The sequence below is a fragment of the Polymorphospora sp. A560 genome, assembly GCF_045781765.1.
In the GTDB taxonomy this organism is placed as follows: Bacteria; Actinomycetota; Actinomycetes; order Mycobacteriales; family Micromonosporaceae; genus Polymorphospora; species Polymorphospora lycopeni.
Genome location: NZ_CP122282.1, coordinates 5,056,277 through 5,082,548, shown reverse-complemented (window position 1 = coordinate 5,082,548; position 26,272 = coordinate 5,056,277). Strand labels below are relative to the sequence as shown.

Below are 26,272 nucleotides of genomic sequence, written 5' to 3'. Positions count from 1 at the left end.
CGATCGGTGATTGCCGATACGATGCGGCGAGGTTCCCCGATCACGGCACGCCGGCCGTACTGGAGTGGACAGTGAACCGAAAGCGTTGGACCCCCGCCCTGGCCCTCGCGGTCACCCTCGCCGCGCTGCCCGGCCCGGCGTACGCCACGCCGGACAGCGCCCCGCCCGCCGCCGCCCTTCCGCTCGACCAGGTGCGCGTCACCACCACCCAGGTCGCCTTCGGACTCCAGCGCCCCACGGCGATCGCGGCCCCCGACGACGGCAGCGACCGGCTGCTCATCACCGAGAAGGCCGGTCGGATCCGGGTCTACCACCCGACCACCGGACTGGCCGCCACGCCGCTGCTCGACATCACCGACCGGGTCGCCGTCTCCGGCAACGAGCGCGGCCTGCTCGGCATCGAGGCCGCACCCGACTTCGCCACGAGCGGCGCGCTCTACCTGGCGTACACCGCCGTGCCCGACGGCACGCTGACCCTGTCCAGGTTCGTCCTGTCCGGCGGCACCGCGACCGAACAGGTGATCCTGACCCAGCCGCACGCCGAGTTCGCCAACCACAACGGCGGCGAGGTCAAGTTCGGCTCGGACGGGCACCTCTACTGGAGCCTCGGCGACGGCGGCAACGCCGGCGACCCGTTCGACGCCGGCCAGCGGCTCGACACCCTGCTCGGCAAGATCGTCCGGCTCGACGTCAGCCGGTCCTGCGGCGGCAGCCCGTACTGCGTACCGGCGGACAACCCGTTCGTCGGGGTGGCCGGCGCCCGCGCCGAGATCTGGGCCTTCGGCCTGCGCAACCCGTGGCGGTTCTCGTTCGACGCGCAGGACGGCTCGCTCTGGATCGCCGACGTCGGCCAGGGCACCTACGAGGAGATCGACCACCTGCCGGCGAACGGCGGCGGCGCGAACTTCGGCTGGTCGTGCCGGGAGGGGCCGGCCGTGTTCGACCTGACCCGGTGCCGCGCCGGCGCCACCTACACCGACCCGGTCTTCCACTACCGCACCTCGTTCGAGGGCTGCGCGGTGATCGGCGGATTCGTCTACCGCGGACAGCAGTACGCCGACCTGGTCGGCGGCACCTACATCGCCAGCGACTACTGCTCCGCCACCGCGTGGGCGATCCGCCCCGGCGCCTCCGGCGCCCCGTACGAGAACCGCGTCATCGGCGAGTTGCCGACCCAGCCGACCAGCTTCGGCGAGGACGCCGACGGCGAGCTGTACCTCGTCAACGACCTGCCGGGGCAGCTGCACAAGATCGGATTCGAGGCGGTTCCGGCACCCGCCGCCTGTGCCGTCACCTACACCGTCGACGACCAGTGGGGCCCCAACTTCCGCAGCACAGTGACCCTCACCAACACCGGCACCGCCCCGCTCGACGGCTGGTCGCTCGCCTGGACCTTCGGCGCCGGACAGCGGATCGGCAGCGGCTGGAGCGCCGCGCTGACCCAGCAGGGCAGCACCGTCACGGCCACCAACCTCTCCTGGAACCGGACCGTCGCGCCCGGCGCATCCGTCACCTTCGGATTCCTCGGCACGTACTCCGGCGGCAACCCGGTCCCGACCACGTTCACCCTCGGCGGCTCCGCCTGCCGGACCTGATCGGCAGGTCGTGAAAGGGCCGGCGGGGCACCCCCGCCGGCCCTTTCACGTAGCCGGCCCGTGCCGGCCGGCCGACGGTGGGGAAGCGCCGCGACCTCCGGCGCCCGGTCGTAGGGGAGCGCTCTCCGCCGCCCGTGGGCCGCCCGACGGGCCGCCGACCAGGGGTTCCGGTTCGACGTTGGAAGGTCCAGGCCAGGGCGAAGTTCCGTCAGGTGTCGGGTGCTGTCGATCGGGACCCGTTGCTACGGTCTCGTGACCAAGAACACCCGTCGTCAATCCGACCTTCTTCACCGGCGTACCACCCCCGTACGTCCGGCCGACCCTGCCTGAACCAGCGCCGCCGGGACCGAACCGGACCCGCGCGGCCGTTCCCCATATCCCGCCACCGCCCCGGCACGCCGCGGCGGCGGCCGTCGATCGCCCTGACCAGGACCGCTGACGGAGGACTCATATGACACGAAGAAAGTTGGGTGCGCGGGCGGTCGTCACGACGGCCGTCTCGTGCGTGGTCGCGCTGGCCGCCGGTACGGCGGTCACCCAGCCGGCGGCCGCCGCTCCGACGAATGCCGGGCCGGTCTTCCTCGACGGCCAGGCGCAGATCGTCCCCGAGTTCGCCGACTCCACCACCTGGATCCGCCAGCAGCTGTGGGTCGAGACCGAGTTCGACTCCGACGGTGACGGCCGGCGCGACCGGATGCACGTCGACGTCACCCGCCCCGGCCCGACCGCCGACGGGCTGAAGGTGCCGGTCGTCTACGAGACCAGCCCCTACTACGCCGGGACCGGCTCGACCCAGCGCCAGTACCTGTGGAACGTCTCCCACGAACTCGGCGAGCAGCCCCCGGCCCGGCTCTCCCCGCCGCCGATCACCCACCGCGCGGACCGTACGTCCGTCAGCAGCAGCGAGGTCAGCACCTGGGTGCCGCGCGGCTTCGCGGTCGTCCACTCCGACTCGCCCGGCACCGGCCTGTCCCAGGGCTGCCCGACGGTCGGCGGCAGCAACGAGTCGCTGGCCCCGAAGGCCGTCGTCGACTGGCTGAACGGCCGCGCCAAGGGCTTCACCAGCGTCGACGGGACCGAGCAGGTCTCCGCGACGAGCTGGTCCACCGGCAAGGTCGGCATGACCGGTACGTCGTACAACGGGACCCTGCCGCTGGCCGCCGCGACGACCGGCGTCAAGGGGCTGGAGGCGATCATCCCGATCGCCCCGAACACGTCGTACTACCACTACTACCGCTCGCAGGGCCTGGTCCGGAACCCCGGCGGCTGGGTCGGCGAGGACATCGACTTCCTCTTCGACTACATCCACAGCGGATTCCCGGAACGGCGCCAGTACTGCATCGAGCAGGTCCGGGACATGATGAACCGGCACCAGGACCGGGCGACCGGCGACTTCAACGACTTCTGGGCCGGCCGCGACTACCTGCCGCAGGTCAAGAACGTCAAGGCCGCCACCCTGATGGCGCACGCGTTCAACGACTGGAACGTGATGCCCGAGCACAGCGTCCGGATCATCGAGGCGCTCAAGGCCCGCAAGGTTCCCGTGCAGGCGTACTTCCACCAGGGCGGCCACGGCGGCGCCCCGCCGCTGGACATGCGCAACAAGTGGTTCAGCCGCTACCTGTACGGCGTCCGCAACGGCGTCGAGAACGACCCGAAGGCCTGGATCATCCGCAACGAGACCGGGACCAGCCAGCTCACCCCGTACGCCGACTATCCCAACCCGGCGGCGTCCCCGGTCACCCTGAACCTGAGCGCCGGCGGTGCCACCACCGGCGGGCTGACCTCGCTGGCCCGGCCGGGCACCGGCGTCGAGCGGTTCGTCGACGGGGGCAACACCGCCTGCAACATCGGCACGTACGCCACCGCGGACTCGCCGCACCGCCTGCTCTACGTCACCCCGGAACTGTCCGCCCCGGTGCACATCTCCGGGTCGCCGAAGGTGACGCTGAAGCTCGCGTCGAGCAAGGCGGCGGCCAACCTGTCGGTGGCGCTGGTCCGGCTGCCGTGGACCGGTGCGGCCGGCTGCGAGTCGAGCACCCGCGGCTCGACGACCAGCGTCATCACCCGGGGCTGGGCCGACCCGCAGAACCGTGACTCGCTCACCCGGAGCAAGCCGCTGGTGCCGGGCAGGTTCGTCGACGTGACCGTCGACCTGCAGCCCGACGACCAGGTCATCCCCGCCGGACAGCGGATCGGCCTGATGGTCTTCTCCACCGACCACGAGTTCACCCTGCACCCGGCGCCGGGCACCGAGCTCAGCGTCGACCTGGCCGGCGCGTCCCTCGAACTCCCGGTCGTCGGCGGCCCCCTGGCGATGCCGGTCTGCGACAGCCCCGACACCCGGGCGACGGTCGTGATCGGCGGCGTCGACAGCGGCGTACCGAACCGGCCGCTGGCCGGGTCCTGCACTATCAACGACCACATCCTCGACGGCGAACAGTGGCCGAACCACGGCCAGTTCGTCCGGCACGTGACCGAGGTGGCCTCCGACCTGGTGGCCGCCGGGAAGATCGAGCCTCGCGAACGCGGGGCGATCGTCAGCGCGGCCGCCCGCTCGCGGATCCGCTAGCAGACCCGCGGGTGCGGAGGCGGTCCCGCCTCCGCACCCGCCGTCAGGTCCAGCACCGTCGCGGGTCGGCGGTGGTGATCGGGTGCCGGGAGTGCGACCGGCACCTTTCGAAGATGAGGTGGAACAAGTGAAACTGAGGAGCGCAGTCCTCGCGGTGGTGGGTCTGGCGGCCAGCCTGCTGGTCGCCGGCCCCGTCCCCGCCGCGCTGGCGGAGACGCCGGCACCGTTGCCGGAGCCGAAGGTCCATCCGGTCCAGGTCACCGGCCCGGCCACCGAGCGGCTCAACCTGATCATCATGGGTGACGGCTACCAGGCCGACCAGCAGAGCATCTTCCACGCCGACGTCGACCGGAACCTCGCCGTCCTGTGGGCGACCGAGCCGTTCCGGACGTACCGCGACTACATCAACGTGTACGCCGTCGAGCTCGCCTCGATCGACTACGGCGTACGCTGCGACCCCGACAGCCGGGTCCGCCACGCCGACGGCACCATCCGGGACACCGGCGAGCGCGAAGGCCCGATCAACGCCAAGAACACCGCCCTGCGGATGATCTACCAGAACGGCTGCGCCGACCCGCTGTCGCGCGGCACCGTCTACGGTGGAGCGCCGGTCAACTGCCAGGACGCCGCCGGCTACTACCCGCCGGGCGTGAACCCCTGCGAGACCGGCAGCCAGGCCCACAACCGGATCCTCGACAACTACGTCGCGCCGGTGCTGGGCATCCCGCGTACGTCGCAGAACATCCAGACGCTCGCCATCTTCAACACCTTCACGTACGGCGGCATCGGTGGCACGAACGCGACGACGTCCGGCGGTTCGCCGCAGGGGCCGCTGATCTCGCTGCACGAGCTGGGCCACTCGCTGGGCACCCAGGCCGACGAGTACCCGTACTCCTCGCGTGACGTGGTCCGGCCCTGCTACACCGGCAACGAGCCGGGCAGCTTCCACCACACCACGTACACCAGCGAAGAGCAGATGATCGCGGACGAGCACAAGTGGTTCCGCTGGCTGGGTGAGGAGAGCATCAGCGGCGGCAAGATCGGCCTGCACGAGGGCGGCGGCACCTGGCCCTGCGGCCAGCGCCGGCCGAGCGAGCACTCGATCATGCGCTGGATCGGTTTCGACTGGGACCAGCCCGGCCGTGAGCACATGGTCGCCCGGATCACCGGCATGCGTAACGCCGGCCAGATGAGCGTCCGGCACACCCCGGCCGGCACCGTCGCCCGCGACGGCGTGCTGTGGGTCGAGACGGGCCAGCCCCGCCACCACGAGCTCCAGGTCACCTGGCGGGTCGGCGGTCCGGAAGGCACCGTGCTCCAGACCAACAACAGCCGCAGCCTCGACCTCGAGGCGCTGAACCTGCCGGCCGGCACCGTCGTCCACGTCGAGGTCCGCGACCCGGTGGGCCCCGACGGCATCGACTGGGTCCGCAACCCGTCGACCAACAACACCGCGTCGAACTCCGGCTACAACGGGCCGCGGTTCGTCCAGACCCGGCAGTGGACGGTCGGCGACACCACCGTGACGCCGTCCGCGCCGGCCGCCGAGATCACCTCCTCGACGCCGAACACCCAGCCGATCGCCGGTGACGAGGTCGTCTTCGTCCGGACCAACAACCCGGCCGACCGGATCGTCAACGTGGCCTGGTCGGTCAACGGCTCGCCGGTGGCGAACCCGCACAACAGCCGCAACCTCGACCTCGGCAAGCTGAACCTGCCGGCGGGGACGCACAAGCTGGTCGCGACGGTGACCGACCCGGCCGGCCCCGGCCTGTCGGACAGCGTCGAGTGGACCGTCGACAACGCGCTGCCGACCGCGCCGCGCACCCTGTCGCAGCCGCTGACCAAGCTCGGCGGTGCCCTGGAGCACCCGGTGTACTTCAACGGCTGGGACATGTGGCTGGAGCCGCAGGACAACCGGGCCGGCTACGCCGAGGAGCGCTACGTCGTCGGCCAGCTCCGGCTGAACAACGACGGCTGGTTCAACTACTTCGGCTTCCCGGAGCAGCCGATGCCCGAGTCGCCGTTCCAGTTCCGGCACTCCGGCACGGACGTGAAGGCGCTGACGTACGGCAACCTCGGCACCGGCGGCCTGTCGAAGGCGGCGTTCGAGCAGCACCTGCCGGACGACCACCCGATCGGCGGCTTCGTCCCCGGCTTCGGCACGCACGTCGTCGAGCACCGGGCCATCGACCCGGCCGGCAACGTCGGCAACGCCGAGAGCTACAAGGCGACCGTCCTGCCCGGCTCCGCGCTTCCGTGCACGACCACGCTGACCGGCCGCCACGTGCGGGTGACCGCCGAGCAGGGCGTCACCTGCCTGACCGGCGCCCAGGTCAACGGCGGCGTGACGGTTCGTCCGGGCGCCTCGGTCGTGATCAAGGACAGCACGATCAACGGCACCCTGGTGTCGACCGGCGCCCAGGCGGTGCAGATGTTCGGCACCACGGTCAACGGCTCGACCCAGATCGTCGGCACCACCCGGGACGTGACCATCGCCGGTAACACGTTCCGTGGCGCGATCCAGCTCGCGAACAACACCCAGGTCTCGGCCAACGAGCGGTTCAGCCGCCTGGCCGGTGCCTACGGCCCGGTGTTCGTCGGCAACCAGATCAACGGCGCGCTCGCCTGCGCGGGCAACAGCGCCCAGGCGAAGGACTTCGGCGCACCGAACAAGATCAACGGTGCCAAGTCGGGTGACTGCGCCAAGCTGTGAACCGATGCCCGGCGTACGCCGTCCGTAGCTGACGGCGTCGCGGGGTGAGGTCCCCGTCGGGGGTGTGGCCGGAGCCGGCCGCACCCCGACGCCTTTCCGCACTCCGCCCGTTACCGCGCCCCAGCCGGCAGTGCGGACAACGTTCACTCTCCATTTGAATCAGTCGATGGATCGCGGGTCTAGGTTGTCGGGGACCGACTCACCCCGAGGAGCCCCGATGGAACGCCGCACCATCCTGCGCACCGCCGTCGTCGGCGCCGGCGCCGCCGCCTTCTCCGGCGCGCTCTGGCAGAACGCGTTCGCCGCGACCGCCCAGCCCGGCCCCGGCCCGTACGGCGGCCTGCTCGCCGCCGACGGCAACGGAATCCAGTTGCCGACCGGGTTCACCAGCCGCGTCATCGCCCGCTCCGGGCAACGGGTCGCCGGCACCTCGTACACCTGGCACTGGGCACCCGACGGCGGCGCCTGCTTCCCGGCCGGCAACGGCTGGATCTACGTCTCCAACTCCGAGATCCCCCTTGCCGGCGGCGCCGGCGCAGTACGGTTCAACGCCGACGGCACGATCGCGTCGGCGTACCGGATCCTGTCCGGCACCAACGTCAACTGCGCCGGCGGCGCCACCCCGTGGGGGACCTGGCTGTCCTGCGAGGAGGTGCCGCTCGGCCGGGTCTTCGAGACCTGGCCCGACGGCGGCCGGCAGGCCGAGGAACGCACCCGGATGGGCCGCTTCAAGCACGAGGCCGCCGCCTGCGACCCCGACCGCCGCGTCGTCTACCTCACCGAGGACGAGGGCGACGGCTGCTTCTACCGCTTCGTCCCCGACACCTGGGGCGACCTGCGCACCGGCCGGGTACAGGTGCTGTGCGGGCCGGCCGGCACGCTGAGCGGCCCGGTCACCTGGCAGGACATCCCGGACCGGGACGGCTTCCCGACGCCGACCCGCCGCCAGGTCGGCGCCGCCCTGCACTTCGACGGCGGCGAGGGCTGCTGGTACGACAACGGCGTCTGCTACTTCACCACCAAGGGCGACAACCGGGTGTGGGCGTACGACGCGGTCAACCAGGAGATCGACCTCGCGTACGACGCCGCCCGGATCCCCGGCGGGGCCGCGCCGCTGACCGGCGTCGACAACATCACCGGCGCCGGGTCGGGCGACCTGTACGTCGCCGAGGACGGCGGCAACATGGAGATCAACATCATCACGCCGGACGGGGTCGTCGCCCCGTTCCTGCGCATCCTCGGGCAGGCCGAGTCGGAGATCACCGGCCCGGCCTTCTCCCCGGACGGCACCCGGCTCTACTTCTCGTCGCAGCGCGGCACGTCCGGCGCGTCCGCCGGCAGCGGCGGCATCACGTACGAGGTCCGGGGGCCGTTCCGGTCCTGAACCACCCGCCCTCTCGCGCGGTCCCGTCGTCGGGAGCGGGCTCCGGCCACCGTCACCGGTCGGAGCCGCTCCGGAGATAGGTCAGCACGGCGAGGACCCGGCGGTTGGTGTCGTCGGTCGGCGGCAGGTCGAGCTTGGCGAGGATGTTGCCGACGTGCTTGCCGACCGCAGCCTCGGAGATGACGAGTTGCCGGGCGATGGCGGTGTTGGAGTGACCCTCGGCGACGAGGGCGAGCACCTCACGCTCCCGGGCGGACAGCCGCGTCAGCGGGTCGTTGCGGCGCAGGAGTTGACGTACGACGTGCGGGTCGACCACGGTGCCGCCGTCGACCACCTGGCGCAGTGCGGTGACGAAGTCCTCGACGTCGACGACCCGATCCTTGACGCAGCCACGACCACGTGCCGTCGGCCGGCGGCCGCAGATGCCCGGAGGTGACGGGGCGGGTGTCGACGAGGCGCAGCCGCCGGCGTTCGAGGTCGGCCAGCGGCAGGGCGACCAGCGGCCCGAACGCGCCGACGAGTACGGCCCCGAGCAGGGCCAGGAGCGCCAGCGAACCGGGTGCCTGGTCACCCGGGGAGGTGGCCCGCCGCAGGAGGAGCAGCCAGGGCAGGCCGAGCAGCCCCAGCGGTACGGCGGCGGCGACCGCCGGGGGCACCGTCGTCAGCAGATAGCCCAGGGAGCGCCACGGCCAGCCGCCGAGCGGGAACCGGCGGCGGGTCACCGCCTCCAGCGGGGTCCGGGGCGCGGCGTCGGGCACGACGACCACGCTAGCCCGGGTCACCGGCCGTACCCAGCCGGCTGGCGATAGGTGTCGGGTAGGTCCAGCCATACCCCGGTTACGCCTACCAGTCCCAGTGCCCGGCGACCCCGCCGGGTGGTCTCCTGGCTGCGCACCGGGAGCGGACCCGCCGACCGGCGTACGCGCTGACCCTGCTGGCCGCGGTCGGCCTGGCCTTCTTGGCCGCGCCGTCGGACGGCACCCGCTGGGTGATCGTCAACGTCGGCGACCACCGGGGCGTACACGACAGCGCCTACCTCGGGGCGGTGACCGCGCTCGCCGGAGCGCTCTGGCTCTGTGTCGGCGGCTTCTACGTCGTACGGGTCGCGGTCGGCCGCGATCGTGTCACCGGCGTCGGTCAGGTGCTCGCCACCACCCCGCTGCGGACCGTCGGCTACCTGCTCGGCAAGTTCCTCAGCAACCTGCTGGTCCTCGCCTCGATGGCCGGCGTGCTCGCCGGCACGGCGCTGGTCGTGCAGTTCGCCCGTGGCGAGTCCAACCACGTCGACCCGGTCGCGCTGCTGCTGCCGTTCGGGCTGTTCACGCTGCCCGTCCTGGCGGTGACGGCGGCGTGTGCGGTGCTGTCGTCGACGTGGATCCAACTGAACCACTGCCGGCCGGTGCCGACCCGGCCGCCGAGCCCGAACCGCACCAGACCGGTCAGCCGGTCCAGCGCCGGGGTGTCCCGGTCGAGCACGATGCTGGTCCGCAGCACCACCCGCCGCCGTGCGGGTACGTCGACCGCGGCCGCCTCCCAGGCCCGCGCCACACCGGCCATCTGCGGCGGGCCGTCGGCCTCGGGCGACTCCTCGGTCAGGAGTTGTTCCCCGGCGTCGCCGTAGATCGCCAGGGTGCTGGCCTGGATCCACACCGGCACCGGCTGCTCCAGCCGGCGTGCGGCGTCGGCCAGGGCCCGCGTCGGGGCCACCCGGGACCGGGTCAGCAGTTCGACGTTGGCGGCGGTGGGGCGCCGGTCGACGAGTTCGCCGGCGAGGTTGACCACCGCGCTGCCGGCCAGTTCGCCGGCCCAGTCGCCGACGGTGGCCCCGTCCCAGGCGACCTGTCGGTGCGGGCCCCCACGCGGCCGGCGGGTCAGGACGACGACCTCGTGCCCCCGGGCGGCCAGGTCCGCGCACAGCCGACGTCCCAGAGCACCCGACCCACCCGCGACGACCACCTTCACGGCATGATCCTAAAGGGGGTGCGGCGGGAGCGGTGTCCCGCGCGCTGCGACCAGCCGCCCGCCGCTCCGGAACGGCAGCGAGGTGCGCGGGACGTCCCACCTGACCTCGCCGGGCCGGGCGTCCACTTCGGATCGAGGTACGGCGGCGCGACGAGCAGCGCCCCACGGACCGGCCCGGTGCGCCGGACCGGCCCGGTGCGCCGGACCGGCCCGGTGCGCCGGACCGGCCCGGTGCGGCGGGCCGCCCACCAGACAGTGGTGAGGCAGCCGGCGCGGTGTCCGATCAGGACAGCCGGGTCGTCGTCGGCGACGACCGCCCCGTGCAGGCGGCCACCCGGGCGTCCGGGTCGAACGGTGGGCCGGGCGGATGCGGCGCCCGCCGGCCGGCCGCGCCCGCCGGGCGGCCGCGCCGGCGCGCTGCCCCGGGTCGGACGGCGGTTCGCCCGCCGCCCGCCGCCTGTCGCATGTCGTCTGTCGTCAGGCCGCGGGGGTGTCACTGTTCGAGCCCACAGCGAATTCGATGTACGTACGCCGAATTCGCTGTGGAGCCGAACACCATCCATGCGTTCCCGCCCGATTCGCCGCGATCACGGGGTGGCCGCCGGCAACCGGGTGGCCTAGTGTTCGGCGGGTGGTGACGGTGCGGCTGGAACCCATGACCGATGACCAGTACCTGCGTTACCGGCAGCGGGCCGAGGTGACCTACGCGGAGCACATCGTGACGTCCGGTGCCATGCCGGAGCCCGAGGCCCGGAAGAAGGCGCGCGACGACTACGACCGGCTGCTGCCCGACGGTATACGCACCCCCGACCACCATCTCTGGGCCGGGTACGACGGCCCAGACGAGATCGGCATGCTGTGGCTGCACGTGGAGCGGAGGTCCGACGGACCGCACGCCTTCGGATACGACTTCGAGGTACGCGAGGACCTGCGCCGCAAGGGCTACGGCCGCGCGATGATCGAGGCGGTCGAGCAGATCTGCCGGGACCTGGGAGTGCGGTCCATCGGCCTGAGCGTCTTCGGCTTCAACCTCGGTGCGCGGGCACTCTACGAGCAGATGGGCTACGAGACAACCGCCATCCGCATGCACAAACGCCTGTAAGCCCCACCCGGTCTCCCGTGCCCACCGCGCCCCTTTGACACCCCGTTGATCAAGGAGAAGTTGAGCGACAAAAGCTGCGAGTCCGGCACACCTTCTCCTTGATCAACGCTCCCCACCCGCACGCGCGTCCACCCCGCATCCGCGCGCGCGTCACACCCCGTGCGCCTCGCCCGAGGGCCGGGCGGGCCGGCCGGGCGGTCAGGCGTCCGGGCTGCGCAGGTGCTGGGCGACCCGCTGGTCGTGCGGGGAGCGCGCCTTCCGCATCTCGTCGCCGGTACCCAGCCCGTCGTCGGCGGCCGGATCGAGCGGTACGGAGCTGCGGATCTGGGAGATGTTGTCGTACGTGCCGAGCGGAAGCGCCCGCAGCAGCCGTACGACTTCACCGCTGCCCCTGTCCCGGGCCTCGCCGTGCGCGACGATCTGCTCCTTGGTCGCCGGGAAGTCCAGGTCGTTCAGGATCGCCCGCACGTCGGCGAACTCTTGGCCAGCCATCCGCTCGCTCACCGTCCTTCCCTGTCTGGTCCGCCGGCTACCCGGAAGCGGCACGAGGAAACCTCGGCACGGGACCCGGTGGCGCGCCGCCGCCGGGCGGACCGGACAGGTGGCCTGTCACCGGACCGGCACGCGGCTGTCAGGACCGCGGTTCCGCGCCCAGGTCGGCGGCGCTCAGGAGAAGGCGCTCAGGAGAAGACGTCCTCCTGCTCCTTGCGGTAGTCGACGACCCGCTCGTGCCGGCCCTGCGCGACGTCATGGACCCACGACGGGTTCGCCAGCAGGGCCCGGCCGAGCGCGACGAGGTCGAACTCGCCGGACCGGTACCGTGCGGCGAGCGCGGCCAGTGAGCCCGGGTGGTCGGCGGCGGGGTCGAGGGTGGTCCGGCGCAGCCCGACCGAGCCGACGGTGATCGTCGGCAGGCCGGTGAGGCGCTTGGCCCAGCCGGCGAGGTTCAGCGGTGAGCCGGCGAACGCCGGTTCCCAGAATCGGCGGCCGGACGCGTGCAGCAGCGTGGCGCCGGCCGCCACGAACGGCGCGAGGATCGATCCGAGTTCGGTCGGGGTGTCGGTGATGCGGGCCGCGTAGTCGCGTTCCTTGAACTGGGAGAACCGTACGGAGATCGGGAAGTCGGGTGCGGTGGCGGCGCGTACCGCGGCGACGATCTCGGCGACGAACCGGGCCCGGTCGCGGGCCGGGCCGCCGTACCGGTCGGTGCGGCGGTTCGTCGCCGGCCACAGGAATTCGTCGAGCAGGTAGCCGTGGGCGGCGTGGATCTCGACGCCGTCGAAGCCGAGCCGGTGGGCCAGCCGGGCCGACGCGGCGAACGCCGAGACGATGGTGTCGATGTCCGACAGGGTCATCGCCCGCCCGCGTGGTGCTCCGTTCTCGCGTACGCCGGACGGGGTCCACGCCGGCCGGCCGTCCACCGGTTCCCGTTCGCTGCCGAGGTGCCAGAGCTGCGGGAAGATCAGGCCGTGTTCGGCGTGGACCGCCTCGACGACCGCCCGCCAGCCGGTGGCCGACTCCGGCACCAGCCTGGGCACGGCGCTCTCGTGGCCGGCGCTGGGGTGGCCGACGTACACCCCCTCGGTGACGACGAGGCCGACGCCGCCGGCCGCCCGGCGCCGGTAGTAGGCGGCCACCTCGGCGGTCGGGACACCGTCGGGGGAGCGTAGCCGGGTCATCGGCGCCATCACGAACGGGCTGCGTAGCCGCAGTCCGGCGACGGTGGTGGGGGCGAAGAGCAGGGTGTCGTCCGGGGCGGGTGCTTTCGCGGTCACGGTCGTCATGCCGGCAGACTAGAACCTGACATTGACGTCAAGGGCAAGTGTGAGGTGGGAGCGGTGCGGATCGGCGAACTCGCCACGGCGACCGGGGCCAGCGCCCGGTCCCTGCGCTACTACGAGGAGCAGGGGCTGATCACGAGCCGGCGCAGCGCCAGCGGGCAGCGGCACTATCCCGAGGCCGCGGTCGGACGGGTACGGCTGATCCGGTCCCTGCTGGCCGCCGGCCTGTCCAGCGCGACCATCCACGACGTGCTGCCCTGCATCGCCGACGAGAGCATCCGGACGCCGGCGCTGGAGGCGCGGCTGCGTGCGGAACTGGCCCGTATCGACGGGCAGATCCGCGAACTGCGCCGTACCCGGGACACCCTCGCCGAGGTGATCGCCGACTACCGCGTCTGACCGGCGCGGCGGGAAGCACCACCGCAGGGTGCCCGTCGGCCAGTTCACCAAACCAGGTTCCTAGGACGCCCTACGGAGTGTGACGGCGGTGAACCAGCAGTCACCATCCTCAGCCCATGGTCGATCCATAGCCGATCCATGGATGCCCACTCCACGATGTCTGCGGCGGTGGTCGATCAAGGAGGTTCCCGGTGGCAGGTCTCGACTGGGTGGCGGGACGGCTCCCGCGTCGGGTGGGCGTCGGCACACTCGTCCTGGCCCTGGCGGTGACGCTCGGGCCACCGGCCCCGGCGGCCGCGTCGCCGGCCGACCGGGGGAGCGGAGCCGGCGGCACGGGGACGCCGGCCGCCCCCGGCGGCGCGGCGACCGAGCGGGCGGCGCTGCGTACGGCCGCCGCGACCGGGCAGCGGGTCGAGGTGACCGGGCTGCGCACCGAGACCGAAGAGGTCTTCGCCCTGCCGACCGGCACCCTGCTGATGCGTCAGTACGCCCAGCCGGTCCGGGTGAAGCGGGCGGACGGCTGGGTCCCCGTCGACACCACCCTGCGCGGACGCGCCGACGGCACCGTCGCGCCGGTCGCGGTCCCGGTCGACGTGTCGTTCTCCGGCGGCGGGCGGGCGCCGATGGTCACCCTGCGCCGCGACGGCGGATCCGTCGCCCTGGAGTGGCCCGGTGTGCTGCCCGAGCCCGTCCTCGACGGCGCCACCGCCACCTACCCCGACGTGCTGCCCGGCGTCGACCTGCGGCTCACCGCCTCGGCGACCGGGTTCTCCGAGGTGTTGGTGGTCCGTACGCCGCAGGCGGCCCGCGCCCCCGAACTGGCCGATCTGCGGTTCGCCGTACGCGGCGACGGCCTCGACGTACGCACCGACCGGGGCGGCAACGTCCAGGTCGTCGACGCGCGCGGCGCGGTCGTGTTCCACGGCCCGACCCCGACCATGTGGGACTCCGGGCGGGCGGCCGACGGTGCGGCACAGCGCGGCGGCCCGGCACAGCATGGCGGTCCGGCGACCGTGCCGGCCGACACCACACCGGCCGCCGACGTCACCGAGGGCGGCACCCGGCCCGGCCCCGGTGCCCGGGTCGCCACGATGGACGCCCGCGTCACCGGCGGCGCCCTGGCCATCACCCCCGACCGTGCCCTGCTCACCGGCCCGGACACCCGCTACCCGGTCTACATCGACCCGTACCTGTCGTACGCCGGCACCCGGGCGGCCTGGACCCACGTGTCGAAGGTCTTCTCGACCACGTCGTACTTCAACGACTCCGGCACCGCCAAGGTCGGCTACTACAACGACCCGTACGCCCACCCGACCGTCGACACCTACCGGGCGTTCTTCCGGATGAACACCGCCGCGCTGGCCGGCAAGACGATCGAGAAGGCGACGTTCAACGCCTTCCAGACGCACGCGTACTCGTGCACCAAGCGCGAGGTGCAGCTCTGGCTGACCGGCGCGATCGGCACCGGCACCACCTGGAAGAACCAGCCGGCCTGGACCCGCAAGCTCGACGCGGTCACCGCCGCCAAGGGCTGGAGTTCGAGCTGCCCGGCCGGCGGTGTGGACCTCGACGCCACCAGCGCGGTCCGCGAGGCGGCGGAGAAGAAGTCGGCCACCGTCACGCTCGGCCTGCGGGCGGCGAGCGAGTCCGACACCAACGGCTGGAAGCGGTTCCGGAACAACCCGGTGCTGGAGGTCGAGTACAACAGCGTGCCGTCGGTGCCGACCGGGCTGAAGACGCACCCGGCGTACGCGTGCGTGAACACGGCCGCGGACGCGCCGCGGGTCGCGAGTCTCGCCCCGACGTTCCTGGCGACGCTGAGCGACCTGGACAGCGCGCTGCAGAACGTCCGGGGCCGGTTCGAACTGTACGACGGCGACACGCTGCTGTGGGAGCACGTCACGACGTTCCGGCAGGCGGGCGCCGTGCAGGCCACCGCGCCGACGCTGACCGACGGCAAGGTGTACCGGTGGCGGGTGCGGACCGAGGACGGGCTGGCGGACAGCGCCTGGTCCGGGTTCTGCCACATCGTCGTCGACGCGACCGCGCCGAGCGCGGTACCGACGGTGACGTCGACCGACTATCCGCCCGCCGATCCGACGAACCCGGTGCTCGCCGGCGGGGTCGGCCGGCCCGGCACCTTCACGTTCGCCCCCAACGGTGCGACGAACGTCGGCTCGTACCGGTACGCGGTCGACGACCCGGATCCGCAGGGCAGTGTCGCCGTGACCGGAGCCGGTGCGACCGCCACCGTCCTGGTCACCCCGGGGCCGGCGGAGAGCTGGCTGCGGACCCTGTACGTCCGGGCGGTCAGCGTGGCCGGTGTGCCGGGCGCGGTCACCGCGTACGACTTCTACGTGGCTCCCGCCGCCGCGCCGGTCGCCGCCTGGTCCTTCGACGAGGGCGGTGGCACCACGGCGGCCGGTGGCAACCACCCGGCCACGCTGGGCGGGACCGCCGGGTGGACGACCGGCCGGCTCGCCAACACGTACACGGTGGACGGTGACCCGGTCGCGGACCGGACGCTGTCGCTTCCCGGCGGCGGGTTCGCGGCGACGTCCGGCCCGGTCCTGGACACCGGCACCAGCTTCACCGTCTCGGCCTGGGTACGGCTGGACAGCACGGCGGCGAACGCCACCGCGCTGACCCAGCGGGGCGGACACGCGGGCGGCTTCCAGCTCTACTACTCGACCGGGCACGGCTGGGTCTTCAACCGGCACGGAAGCGACGTGATCGCGCCGACGATCGTGCGGGCGGTCTCCGACCGGCCGGCGCGGGTCAACCGGTGGACGCATCTGGTCGGGGTCTACGACCGCAGCGCCCAGCAGATCCGGTTGTACGTCGACGGTGCGCTGGCCGGCCAGGCCGCGTACACCACGCCGTGGCAGGCGACCGGGCCGCTGCAGTTCGGCCGGCTCTGGTACGACGCCGCGTACCGGGAGCACTGGCGGGGCGGGATCGACGACGTGCGGGTCTGGCAGCGGGTGGTCTACGCCGACGAGGTGGCCGGGCTGGCCAACGGGCCGGCGGCGCTAGCCGCCGACTGGGCGATGGACGAGGGCACCGGCACGTCGGTCGCGGACATCTCCGGCCGTAACAAGACGCTGTCGCTGTACGGCGGTGCCGCCTGGACCGCCGACCACACGGGCGAGCCGGGCACGGCGCTGGCGCTGAACGGGACCACCGGCTACGCCTCGACGGCCGTCTCGGTCGTACGCACCGACGGCAGCTTCTCGCTGTCGGCGCGGGTCCGGCTGACCGCCGACCGGCAGGCGGTGGTGCTCTGCCAGGAGGGGAGCCGGGCCTGCGCGATGACGCTGTACTGGTCGAGTTCGCTGTCGCGCTGGGTGTTCAACATGACCAGCGCGGACTCGGACGGTCCGACGTACCTGCGGGCGATGGCGCCGGCCGCGACCCCGCCGGCGGAGGTGCTGAACCGCTGGTTCCACCTGGTCGGGGTCTACGACGCGGCGGCCGGGCAGGTCCGGCTCTACGTCGACGGGGAACTGGCCGGTTCCGCCGCCCACCCCACCGCCTGGCACGCCTCCGGCCCGCTGCACGTCGGCCGCTCGAAGTTGCGCGGGGCGTACAGCGAGTACTTCCCGGGTGACGTCACCGACGTACGGGTGTTCACCGGCGTGCTGACGCAGGCCGACGTCGACCAGCTCCGCCACCAGTGACCGGTTCCGTCGAAGAGACCGTGGAGGCCGTGATGTCCAGTTCGACCCCCGACCGGCCGGGCCGGCTCCGGATCCGGGCGGCGACCCTGCTCGCCTCGGTGACCGCGGCGGCGGTCGCGGCCAGCCTGCTGGCGGTGCCGGTGGCGGCCGCCCCGCCGGCCAGCGAAAGCCGTCCGGAGTGGACGGTGCCGGCGCCGGTCGACGACGCCCCGGTGCCGGGCCGGGTCGCCGCGACGACGCCGCTGCCCGCGCCGGCCGGCGACGGGGCGCGGGCGGGTGCCGCCCGGGCCGCCGCACCGGCCGCGGTGGGTACGACCGCCGCGGGCGGTGCCGCCGGGGCGGGGGACTGGAGCGCGACCCCGCTGACCGCGTCGGCCGACTGGGACGCCGGTGACCAGACCGGCAGCTTCACCTGGGAGTATCCGCTGCGGGTCCCGCCGGCCCCGGGCGGGCCGGAGCCGGACCTCGGGTTCGGTTACTCGTCGGGCGCGGTCGACGGGCGGACCGCGGCGACCAACAACCAGCCGTCGTGGGTCGGTGAGGGGTTCGACCTCGGCACGTCGTACGTCGAGCGGCGCTACAAGGCGTGCGCCGACGACGGGTCGGCCGGCACCCCGAAGCGTGGCGACCTGTGCTGGGGCCACGACAACGCGTTCCTGGTCCTGAACGGCACCGCGGCGGAACTGGTCCGCGACGACGCCACCGGCACCTGGCGGCCGCGCAACGACGACGGCTCGCGGATCGAGAAGCTGACCGGGGCGGACAACGGCGACAACGACGGCGAGTACTGGCGGGTCACCACGGTCGACGGGACCCGCTACACGTTCGGCCTGAACCGGCTCACCGGCTGGACGTCGCAGCGGCCGGTGACGAACTCGGCCTGGACGGTGCCGGTGTACGGCAACAACAGCGGCGAGCCGTGCTACAACGCGACGTTCGCCAACGCGTGGTGCCAGCAGGCGTGGCGGTGGAACCTGGACCTGGTCACCGACCGGGACGGCAACGCGATGACGTACCACTACGTCAAGGAGAGCAACCGGTACGGGCGCAACAACAGCACGACGGCGCTGACCGAATACACCCGGGGCGGGCACCTGGCCCGGATCGACTACGGGCTGCGCGCCGACGCGCTGTTCGCGGCGGCGCCGGCCCAGGTGCGGTTCAACGTCGCCGAACGTTGCCTGCCCAGCGGCACCATCACCTGCTCCGACGCCCAGTTCGTCAAGGCGAACGCCGCGCACTGGCCGGACGTGCCGGTCGACCTCAACTGCGCCACCGGGACGTCGTGCCTGGTGACCGGTCCGAGTTTCTGGAGCCGTAAGCGGCTGACGGAGGTGACGACGGCGGTCCTGGACGGCACCGCGTACCGCGACGTCGACCACTGGGCGTTGCGGCAGGAGTTCCCGCGCACCGACGCGTCGCCGGCCGGGCTGTGGCTGGCCGGGATCACCCACACCGGGCGGGCCGGCGGCACCGCCGCCGTGCCGGAGGTGCGGTTCCTCGGGGTCGGGCTGCCGAACCGGGTGGACGCCAACGAGGGCATCTCGCCGATGGTGAAGTGGCGGCTGCGGACCATCACCTCCGAGTCCGGCGGCGTCACGACGGTCAACTACTCGGCACCGGACTGCACCCGGGCCAGCCTGCCGACCCCGGACAGCAACACCCGGCGCTGCTTCCCGGCGTACTGGACGCCGGAGGGTTCGGTGAACCCGACCCTGGACTGGTTCCACAAGTACGTCGTCACGTCGGTGGTCGCCGACGGGCGGGTCGAGGGCGTGCCGGCGCAGGAGACCCACTACGAGTACGACGGCGACCCGGCGTGGCACTACGCCGACGACGACGGCCTGTCGCCGGCGAAGTACCGGACCTGGTCGGAGTGGCGCGGTTACGGCCGGGTCCGCACGATCGAGGGGGCGCCCGGCGGGCAGCGGTCGGAGACCGAGCGGCTGTACCTGCGGGGGATGCACGGCGACCGGCTCGCCGCCGGCGGCACCCGCGGCGTCACCGTCACCGATTCGCAGGGCGGGACCGTCACCGACCATCCGTACCTGGCCGGCTTCCTGCGCGAGGAGATCGTCCGCAACGGGCCGGACGGCGCGGAGGTGGAGGGCAGCGTCCACGATCCGTGGAGCCACGGGCCGACGGCGACCCGGGTCCGGTCGTGGGGCACCGTGCACGCGTACGTGACCGAGGTCGGCCGGACCGTGGGGCGGACCGCGCTGGAGGGCGGCGGGTACCGGCGCACCGAGACCGGATACACGTACGACAGCCGTGGCCTGGTGACCCAGGTCGACGACCGGGGCGACGTGACCACGACCGCCGACGACCGGTGCACCCGGACCACGTACGCGCAGAACACCTCGGCCTGGCTGCTCGACTTCCCGAGCCGGGTGGAGACGGTGGCGAAGGCGTGCGCGTCGACGCCGGCCCGCCCGGCCGACGTCGTCTCCGACGAGCGCAGCCACTACGACGGGCTCGCGTTCGGTGCCGCGCCGACGCGGGGGAACGTGACCCGGGAGGAGCGGCTCGCCGCCGCGGACAGCTACCAGACGGTGCGGCGGGCGACGTACGACGCGAACGGCCGGGTTGTCGAGGAGTTCGACGCGCTCGGCAACCGGACCACGACGGCGTACACGCCGGCGACGGGCGGGCCGGTGCGGTCGGTGACGGTCACGAATCCGCTCGGCCACGCCGGGACGACGCAGTACGACCCGGCGTGGGGTGCGGTGACGGCCGAGGTCGACGCCAACGGCCGTCGTACGGAGCTGGCCTGGGATCCGCTGGGCCGGCTGCTGCGGGTGTGGCTGCCGGGCCGGTCGAGGTCGGCCCAGACCCCACACACCGAGTACGCGTACCAGGTGCGTACCGACGGGCCGACGGTGGTGACGGTGAGGCATCTCGACAACACCGGCACCGGCTACCTGACCACGTACACGCTGTACGACGGGTTGCTGCGCGAGCGGCAGGTCCAGGAGCAGGCGCCCGGTGGTGGGCGGATCGTCACCGACACCCACCACGACTCGCGTGGTCTGGTGGTCAGGGAGTCCGACCCGTACCCGGCCGACGGCGCCCCGGCGACGTCCGTGCACCTGGTCGCCGACGCCGCCGTACCGGCGCTGAACGTGACCGTGTACGACGGCGCGGAGCGGCCGACGGCGGAGATCTTCCTGGTCCACGGGGTCGAGCGGTGGCGTACGACGACCGGCCACGGCGGTGACCGCACCCACGTGACGCCGCCGGCCGGCGACACGCCGACGACCGAGATCGTCGACGCCCGTGACAACGTCGTCGAGCTGCGCCAGTACCACGGCGCGACCGCGACCGGCGGCTACGACGCGACGCGGTACACGTACACCCGGGACGACGAGATCGCGTCGATCACCGATCCGGCCGGCAACGTCTGGCGGCGCCACTACGACCTGCGTGGCCGGCTGGTGCGGGTCGAGGACCCGGACCAGGGGACGACGACCTCGACCTACGACGACCTGGACCGGACGGTCACCGAGACCGACTCGCGTGGGCAGACGGTCGTCACCGTCTACGACGCGCTGGACCGGGTGACCGCCACCCACGCCGGGTCGGCGACCGGCGCGAAGCTGACCGGATACACGTACGACACGGTCGCCAAGGGCCAGGTCAGCACCGCCACCCGGTACGTCGGCGGGCAGGCGTACACGGTGGCGACGACCGCGTACGACCAGCAGGACCGGCCGACCGCCACCCGGTACGTCGTGCCGGCGGCGGCCGGGGCGCTGGCCGGCAGCTACGAGTTCTCCAGCGTGTTCAACGTGGACGGGACCCTGTCCCGGTCGACGTTGCCGGCCGGTGGCGGGCTGTCGGCCGAGACGGTCCGGTACGGCTACGACGCGCACGGCCGGCCGACGACGCTGGCCGGCGCGACCAGCTACGTCACCGAGAGCACGTACTCCAAGCTGGACCGGCTGCTGCGCCGGGTCTACTCGACCGGCTCGGGGCCGCGGGTGCTGCGCGACTACGGCTACGAGACCGGCACCGAGCGGCTGGTCCGGGTCGTCACCGAGCGGGAACTGAACCCGGTCCGGGTCGCCGACACCCGCTACGACCACGACCCGTCCGGCAACATTTTGCGTATCGGTGACACGCCGCCGGGCGGGCTGACCGCCGACGTGCAGTGCTTCACATACGACCGGTTGCGCCGGCTGACCCGGGCGTGGACGCCGGGGTCCGGTGACTGTGCGGCGACGCCGTCGGTGGCCGGTCTGGGCGGGGCGGCGCCGTACTGGCACGCGTACACGTACGACAAGGTCGGCAACCGGCTCACCGAGACCCGGTATGCCGCCGCCGGCACCGGCACGCACACCTACCGCTATCCGGCGGCGGGGGCGGCGCAGCCGCACACGCTGCGGGAGGTGGCGGTGCAGGGGCCGGGCGCCCGCACCGACTCGTACGGCTACGACGCGGCCGGCAACACCGTCAGCCGTAACGTCGCCGGGCGCGGCCAGACGCTGACCTGGGACGTCGAGGGCAACCTCGGGTCGATCGCCGAGGGCGGCGCGTCGACCCGGTTCGTGTACGGCGCCGACGGTACCCGGCTGCTGCGCCACGACCCGGACGGCGGCGCCACCCTGTTCCTGCCCGGCACGGAGTTGCGCCTGACCGCCGGCGCGGTGACCGCCACCCGCTACTACAGCCAGGACGGCGAGACGGTCGCCACCCGTAGCGGCGGCGGGGTGCACTGGCAGCTCGCCGACCACCTCGGCACCGACCAGTTGGCGGTCGACGCCGCCACCGGCGGCCTGATCCCGCGCCGGTTCCTGCCGTTCGGGGAACTGCGCGGTGGCACGCCGACCGGGTGGCCGGGGCAGCGGTCGTTCGTCGGCGGGGTCGACGACGATCCGGTTGGCCTGCTGCGGTTGGGTGCCCGCGAGTACGACCCGTCGACCGGCCGCTTCCTGTCGGTGGACCCGGTGATCCTCGAGGACGACCCGCAGCAGTTCCACGGCTACTCGTACGCCAACAACAACCCGATCACCTTCGAGGACGCCGACGGCCTCTATCCGAAGAAGAAGGTCGTCAAGGCCAAGAAGAAGAAGGTGGCCAAGAAGGCCGTCAAGAAGGTGTACAAGAAGAAGGCGACCAAGAAGGTCGCCAAGAAGAAGTACGTCGCCAAGAAACCGAAATCGAAGTACGTCGGCAAGAAGCCCGCGAAGTACAAGGGCGGCAAGCCCACGGGGTACAACGGCAAGAAGGTCGGCAGTCCGAAGGGGACGAAGTACAGCCCGAAACGACCCGCCGCGAAGCCGCCGAGGATTCGCCTCCCCGGCTCCTGGGAGCTGATGGACGGCCGCCACAAGTGCGTCGCCGTCGTGTTCTGCCGGCTCAAGGTCGACCGTCACGTCACCAGGACCTTCAACGACTGGGCGCAGCGGAACAACGAATACCTGGAGATCGGCAACCTGGCCGCGGGCGCCCTGGCCGGTGCCGGCTGCGGCATCGCGGGACCGTGGATCGGTGCCGGCTGCGCCATCGTCGTCGGCGGCGTCTACTTCAACGCCAGGAACCAGTTGCGCCGGGCGGCCGAGGAGAACCAGTGCTGGATCCCGACGACGTTCGGGATCTACGGCCGGGGCAGCGGGTACGGCTGCCACTGACGCCGCCGGCGGTGCGCCTCCCCTCCGCACCGGGGAGGCGCACCGCCGTGCGCGCCGTCAGCCGGCCGGGTCGGGGTCGGGCTCGTCGGTGAGCGCGGCCAGCGCCTGCCGGGTCTCCGCCAACCAGTACGGCGCGTCGATCCGCTCCCAGATCCGTAGCGCCTGGTGCAGGTAGCCGCTGGCCTGCCCGGGTTCACCCAGGGCGCGGGCGGCGGCGGCGAGGCTGTGCAGCGTCGCCGCCTCACCGAACCGCTGGCCGCGCGCCTGGTAGACCGAAAGGCAGCGGCGCAGCATCGCCGCCCCGCGCTCCGGTTCGCCGAGCCGGATCGACAGGTCGCCGAGCCACTGCTCGGCGTAGCTTTCGGCGAGCCGGTCGCCGAGGCGTACCCCGATCCTTCGGGCCCGTTCGAAGTACGGCACCGCGGCGGCGTACCGGCCCTGGTGGCGGCGGGCCTGGCCGAGGCAGCGCGCGGCACGGGCCTCGCCGCCGAGCCACTTCGCGGCCCGGCTCTGCGTCAGGCACTCCCGGAAGCGTCGGTCCGCGCGCCGCCACTGCCGCCGCTCCATCAGCACCAGGCCGAGCCCGTATTCGGCGTAGGCGACGCCGGCCCGGTTGCCGTCGCGGCGGCTGATCCGGCGGGCCCGGGCCAGGTGCGCCACGGCGGTGTCGTAGCGGGCCAGCAGCCGGTCCAGGTGCCCCAGGCCGGCGAGGGCGGCGGCCTCGTACCCGCGGTCGCCGAGTTCGCGGGCGGACGTCAACGCCTCCTGGTAGCAGGCGTGCGCCCGCCGGTAGCGGTCCTGGATGGTGTGCAGTTCGCCGAGGTCGCGCAGCATGGCCATGGTGGCGGTGCGGTCGCCGGCCCGGCGCGCGGCGGCCAGCACCCGGTCGTGGGTGGCCCGCCACTCGTCGAAGTGGTTGCCGCTTTCGAAGAACGCGGCGATCGAGGTGGCCAGCGCCGCCGCCGGGCGCGGCAGGCCGTCGCCGGCCAGTCGTCCGGTCACCGCCACCAGCGCCTGGCGCTCGGTGTCGAACCAGGCGACCGGGTCGGCCAGCACCCGGCGGACGACCGGCTCCGGCACCGTCCACACCGGATCGTCGCGCAGCACCGGGGCGAAGAACGTCCCGCCGGTGCGGGCGACGGCCCGCTGGGCCAGGTCGAGGTAGCCGCCGTGCAGCCGGGCGGTCGCCGCGGACAGCTCCTCGCGGTGCCGGCGGGCCTGCTCGCGCCCGTACAGCCGGACCAGGGCGTGCAGCCGGTAACGCGGGCCGGCCGGGCCGGCCACCGGGATCAGCAGGTGCACGTCGACCAGTTCGTCGACGACGAGTTCGGCCCGCCGCGGTGTGACGTCGAGCAGCGCGGCGACCGCCCAACTCGCCGTGTCGTCGCCCGGCATCGCCGTGCTGAGCAGGTGGTAGGCCCGCCGGGCGGGCGCGGACAGGCCCTGGTCGGTGGAGGCGAGGGTGGCCCGCACCGCCACGTCGGAGACGGCCAGTTCGTCGAGGCGGCGGCGCTGGTCGCGCAGCGCGTCGGCGAGGTCGGCCAGCCGCCGGTGCGGGCCGGCGGCCAGCCGGGCCCCGGCGATCTGCACCGCCAGCGGCAGGTGACCGCAGCGGCGGACGATCCGTTCGGCGGCCGCCCGTTCGGCCGCGACCCGCTCGCGGCCCACCGTCGCGGCGAGCAGTTCCAGCGCCTCCGGGCCGGTGAACGGTGCCAGCACCACCCGGTAGGCGGTCAGCCCGGCGACGGCGCTGCGGCTGGTGACCAGCAGGGCGCTGCCGGCGACCGGCGGCAGCAGCGGCCGTACCTGGGCGGCGCTGACCGCGTCGTCGAGCAGCACCAGCACCCGCCGGTCGGCGAGCAGGGTGCGGTAGAGGTCGAGCCGGGCCGGCTCGTCGGCCGGCAGCACGGAGCTGGCGACCCCGAGCCCGCGCAGCAGGGTGCCGAGCGCGTCGCGTACGGACACCGGGGTCGCGTCGGCGTGCCGCAGGCTGACGTACAGCTGACCATCGGGGTAGGACGGCCGGGACCGGTGCGCGAGGTGGGTGGCGAAGGCGGTCTTGCCGACCCCGGCCGGGCCGGTGACGAGCAGCGTGACCGGCCGGGACCCCGCGGTGGCGAGCCGGGCCAGCGCCGCCTCCCGCTCGTCGGCGCGGCCGACGAAGGCGGCCACGTCACCGGGGAGCTGGAAGCGCGGCACCGGGGCGTCGCCCGCCGGGGCCGGGGGTTCGGCCGGCGGGGTGGGTTGCGCGTCCGCCAGGGCCGGGGTTTCGGCCGGCGGGACCTTCCGTGGTGCCGTGGGCAGCCCGCGCAGGATCGCCTCGTGCACCGTCCGTAGCCGCTCGCCGGGCTCGATGCCCAGCTCGGTAGCTGCCAGCCGGTGCCCTTCCCGGAACACGGCGAGCGCGTCGGCGGTGCGGCCGGTGGCGTGCAGCGCCGTCATCAGCTGGGCCCGCAGCCCCTCGTGCAGCGGGTACGCGGCGCAGAGCGCGGTCAGTTCCGGCACGATCTCGGCCTCGCGGCCGGTCGCGAGGTGCGCGGCGGCGAGCAGTTCCGCCGCGTGCAGCCGGCGACGGTCCAGGCCGGCCGACACCTGCCGGGCGAAGCGCGCCGTGAGCCCGTCCAGGACGGGACCGCGCCACAGCGCCAGCGCGGCCCGCAGCACCACGATCGCGTCGGCGTGCCGGCCCTGCCCGGCCAGCCGCCGGGCCTGCGCGGCGTGTTCGTCGAAGGCGTCCAGGTCGAGGCTGCCGCCGGGCGGGATCCGCAGGACGTATCCGTCCGCGACCGTGTCGACGACGTCCGGCTGCCCGCCGGCGGCGAGCAGGCGGCGCAGGGCCGACACGTGGGCGTGGATCTGGGCCCGGCAGGTCGCGGGTGGACGGTCCTCCCACAGCGCGTCGACCAGCCGGTCGACGGTGACCAGCCGGCCGTGGTCGACCAGCAGCGCGGCGAGCAGGGTCCGCTGCTTCGGCGACCCCAGCGGCACCGCCTGCCCGTCGACGGTGACTTCGAGCTGGCCGAGGATGCGGAACCTCAACCGGGCCCCCCGGCGGTGGTGTGGCCGGCGTTCCGGCGCCGTCCCGGGAAGGTCGTGGTCGAGCCGATCGATGGCAGGGTCACCGGCTGGAGCCTTCCACACCCGACCTGGCCTGCCCAGTGCCGGAGGTCATGTCGGTCGATCCAACATCTGGGATCGAGAGCCGGCCACCCGTACCGCTTCCGCCGACCGCCCCTGACCTGCGGTTCCGTGCCGTTTTCGCAGGTGCCGGCGGCTTGTCCGGCGGGTGGTGGCCGTCACCGTGCGGTGGCGGGGCATTGACAGCGCGCCGTCGTTGATCAAAGATCCACTTCGTGCGAAGCGCTCTCCTCACCAAGCGGGGTCACATCGACCTCCTGCGCGTTGCCAGCGCGGCCTGTCGACCCTAGCGTTCGACGCCGGCTCCCCCTTT

General features: G+C 73.3%; 13 protein-coding genes and 1 pseudogene. 9 read left to right on the top strand and 5 right to left on the bottom strand.

The features are described 5' to 3' along the window. Positions 1-71: 71 nt before the first annotated feature. The 4 genes from QCD66_RS22485 (at position 72) to QCD66_RS22470 (ending at position 8,267) form a co-directional block, all read left to right on the top strand. Entirely contained in the window at positions 72-1,595 is a 1,524-nt protein-coding gene (locus QCD66_RS22485) for a PQQ-dependent sugar dehydrogenase (RefSeq protein WP_375733148.1), read from the top strand. A gap of 451 nt (positions 1,596-2,046) precedes the next feature. Beyond that, complete coding sequence (locus QCD66_RS22480) at positions 2,047-4,167, top strand: Xaa-Pro dipeptidyl-peptidase (RefSeq protein ID WP_375733149.1); 2,121 nt, start codon at positions 2,047-2,049, stop codon at positions 4,165-4,167. A gap of 127 nt (positions 4,168-4,294) precedes the next feature. Next, positions 4,295-6,883: a M64 family metallopeptidase gene (locus QCD66_RS22475; protein WP_375733150.1), complete on the top strand. Its 2,589-nt coding sequence runs from the start codon at positions 4,295-4,297 to the stop codon at positions 6,881-6,883. Between the two features lie 217 nt (positions 6,884-7,100). After that, the gene (locus tag QCD66_RS22470; protein WP_407566769.1) at positions 7,101-8,267 is read left to right on the top strand and encodes an alkaline phosphatase PhoX; all 1,167 of its coding nucleotides are present in this window, start codon (positions 7,101-7,103) and stop codon (positions 8,265-8,267) included. Between the two features lie 52 nt (positions 8,268-8,319). On the opposite strand, the pseudogene QCD66_RS22465 reads toward QCD66_RS22470, so the two are convergent. Further along, positions 8,320-8,652, bottom strand: a pseudogene (locus tag QCD66_RS22465) (response regulator transcription factor); the annotation flags it as partial. A gap of 788 nt (positions 8,653-9,440) precedes the next feature. After that, a complete protein-coding gene (locus QCD66_RS22460; RefSeq protein ID WP_375733151.1) occupies positions 9,441-10,229 on the bottom strand; it encodes an NAD-dependent epimerase/dehydratase family protein in 789 nt (262 codons plus the stop codon). A 655-nt stretch (positions 10,230-10,884) separates the two neighbouring features. Here QCD66_RS22460 and QCD66_RS22455 point away from each other — a divergent pair. Beyond that, positions 10,885-11,331: a GNAT family N-acetyltransferase gene (locus tag QCD66_RS22455; protein WP_364212184.1), complete on the top strand. Its 447-nt coding sequence runs from the start codon at positions 10,885-10,887 to the stop codon at positions 11,329-11,331. Positions 11,332-11,529: 198 nt separating this feature from the next. On the opposite strand, the gene QCD66_RS22450 is transcribed toward QCD66_RS22455, so the two are convergent. Both QCD66_RS22450 and QCD66_RS22445 read right to left on the bottom strand, forming a co-directional pair. Continuing rightward, positions 11,530-11,823 (bottom strand): DUF2795 domain-containing protein, encoded by a 294-nt coding sequence (locus tag QCD66_RS22450; RefSeq protein ID WP_364212182.1) that lies wholly within the window; start codon positions 11,821-11,823, stop codon positions 11,530-11,532. 188 nt (positions 11,824-12,011) lie between these two features. After that, a complete protein-coding gene (locus tag QCD66_RS22445) occupies positions 12,012-13,115 on the bottom strand; it encodes a 12-oxophytodienoate reductase (protein ID WP_407566768.1) in 1,104 nt (367 codons plus the stop codon). A 54-nt stretch (positions 13,116-13,169) separates the two neighbouring features. On the opposite strand from QCD66_RS22445, the gene QCD66_RS22440 reads away from it, so the two are divergent. From QCD66_RS22440 to QCD66_RS22430, 3 genes are all read left to right on the top strand, one after another. Then, entirely contained in the window at positions 13,170-13,511 is a 342-nt protein-coding gene (locus QCD66_RS22440; protein ID WP_357539760.1) for a MerR family transcriptional regulator, read from the top strand. A gap of 191 nt (positions 13,512-13,702) precedes the next feature. After that, positions 13,703-17,191 (top strand): LamG-like jellyroll fold domain-containing protein, encoded by a 3,489-nt coding sequence (locus QCD66_RS22435; protein WP_375737160.1) that lies wholly within the window; start codon positions 13,703-13,705, stop codon positions 17,189-17,191. 32 nt (positions 17,192-17,223) lie between these two features. Beyond that, the gene (locus QCD66_RS22430; protein ID WP_407566767.1) at positions 17,224-22,821 is read left to right on the top strand and encodes an RHS repeat-associated core domain-containing protein; all 5,598 of its coding nucleotides are present in this window, start codon (positions 17,224-17,226) and stop codon (positions 22,819-22,821) included. A 57-nt stretch (positions 22,822-22,878) separates the two neighbouring features. Here the strand turns inward: QCD66_RS22430 and QCD66_RS22425 are convergent, their stop codons facing one another. Further along, positions 22,879-25,860, bottom strand: coding sequence for a BTAD domain-containing putative transcriptional regulator (locus QCD66_RS22425; protein ID WP_375735690.1), 2,982 nt, complete (start codon positions 25,858-25,860; stop codon positions 22,879-22,881). A gap of 314 nt (positions 25,861-26,174) precedes the next feature. Between QCD66_RS22425 and QCD66_RS22420 the strand changes: the two genes are divergently transcribed. Next, complete coding sequence (locus tag QCD66_RS22420) at positions 26,175-26,249, top strand: putative leader peptide (RefSeq protein ID WP_357518584.1); 75 nt, start codon at positions 26,175-26,177, stop codon at positions 26,247-26,249. Positions 26,250-26,272: the final 23 nt, after the last annotated feature.

Bases quoted from the DNA above. Each gene is read 5' to 3' on its own strand.
- QCD66_RS22480 (WP_375733149.1), top strand. From the start codon at position 2,047: ATGACACGAAGAAAGTTGGGTGCGCGGGCGGTCGTCACGACGGCCGTC.
- QCD66_RS22470 (WP_407566769.1), top strand. From the start codon at position 7,101: ATGGAACGCCGCACCATCCTGCGCACCGCCGTCGTCGGCGCCGGCGCC.
- QCD66_RS22455 (WP_364212184.1), top strand. From the start codon at position 10,885: ATGACCGATGACCAGTACCTGCGTTACCGGCAGCGGGCCGAGGTGACC.
- QCD66_RS22450 (WP_364212182.1), bottom strand. From the start codon at position 11,823: ATGGCTGGCCAAGAGTTCGCCGACGTGCGGGCGATCCTGAACGACCTG.
- QCD66_RS22445 (WP_407566768.1), bottom strand. From the start codon at position 13,115: ATGACGACCGTGACCGCGAAAGCACCCGCCCCGGACGACACCCTGCTC.
- QCD66_RS22430 (WP_407566767.1), top strand. From the start codon at position 17,224: ATGTCCAGTTCGACCCCCGACCGGCCGGGCCGGCTCCGGATCCGGGCG.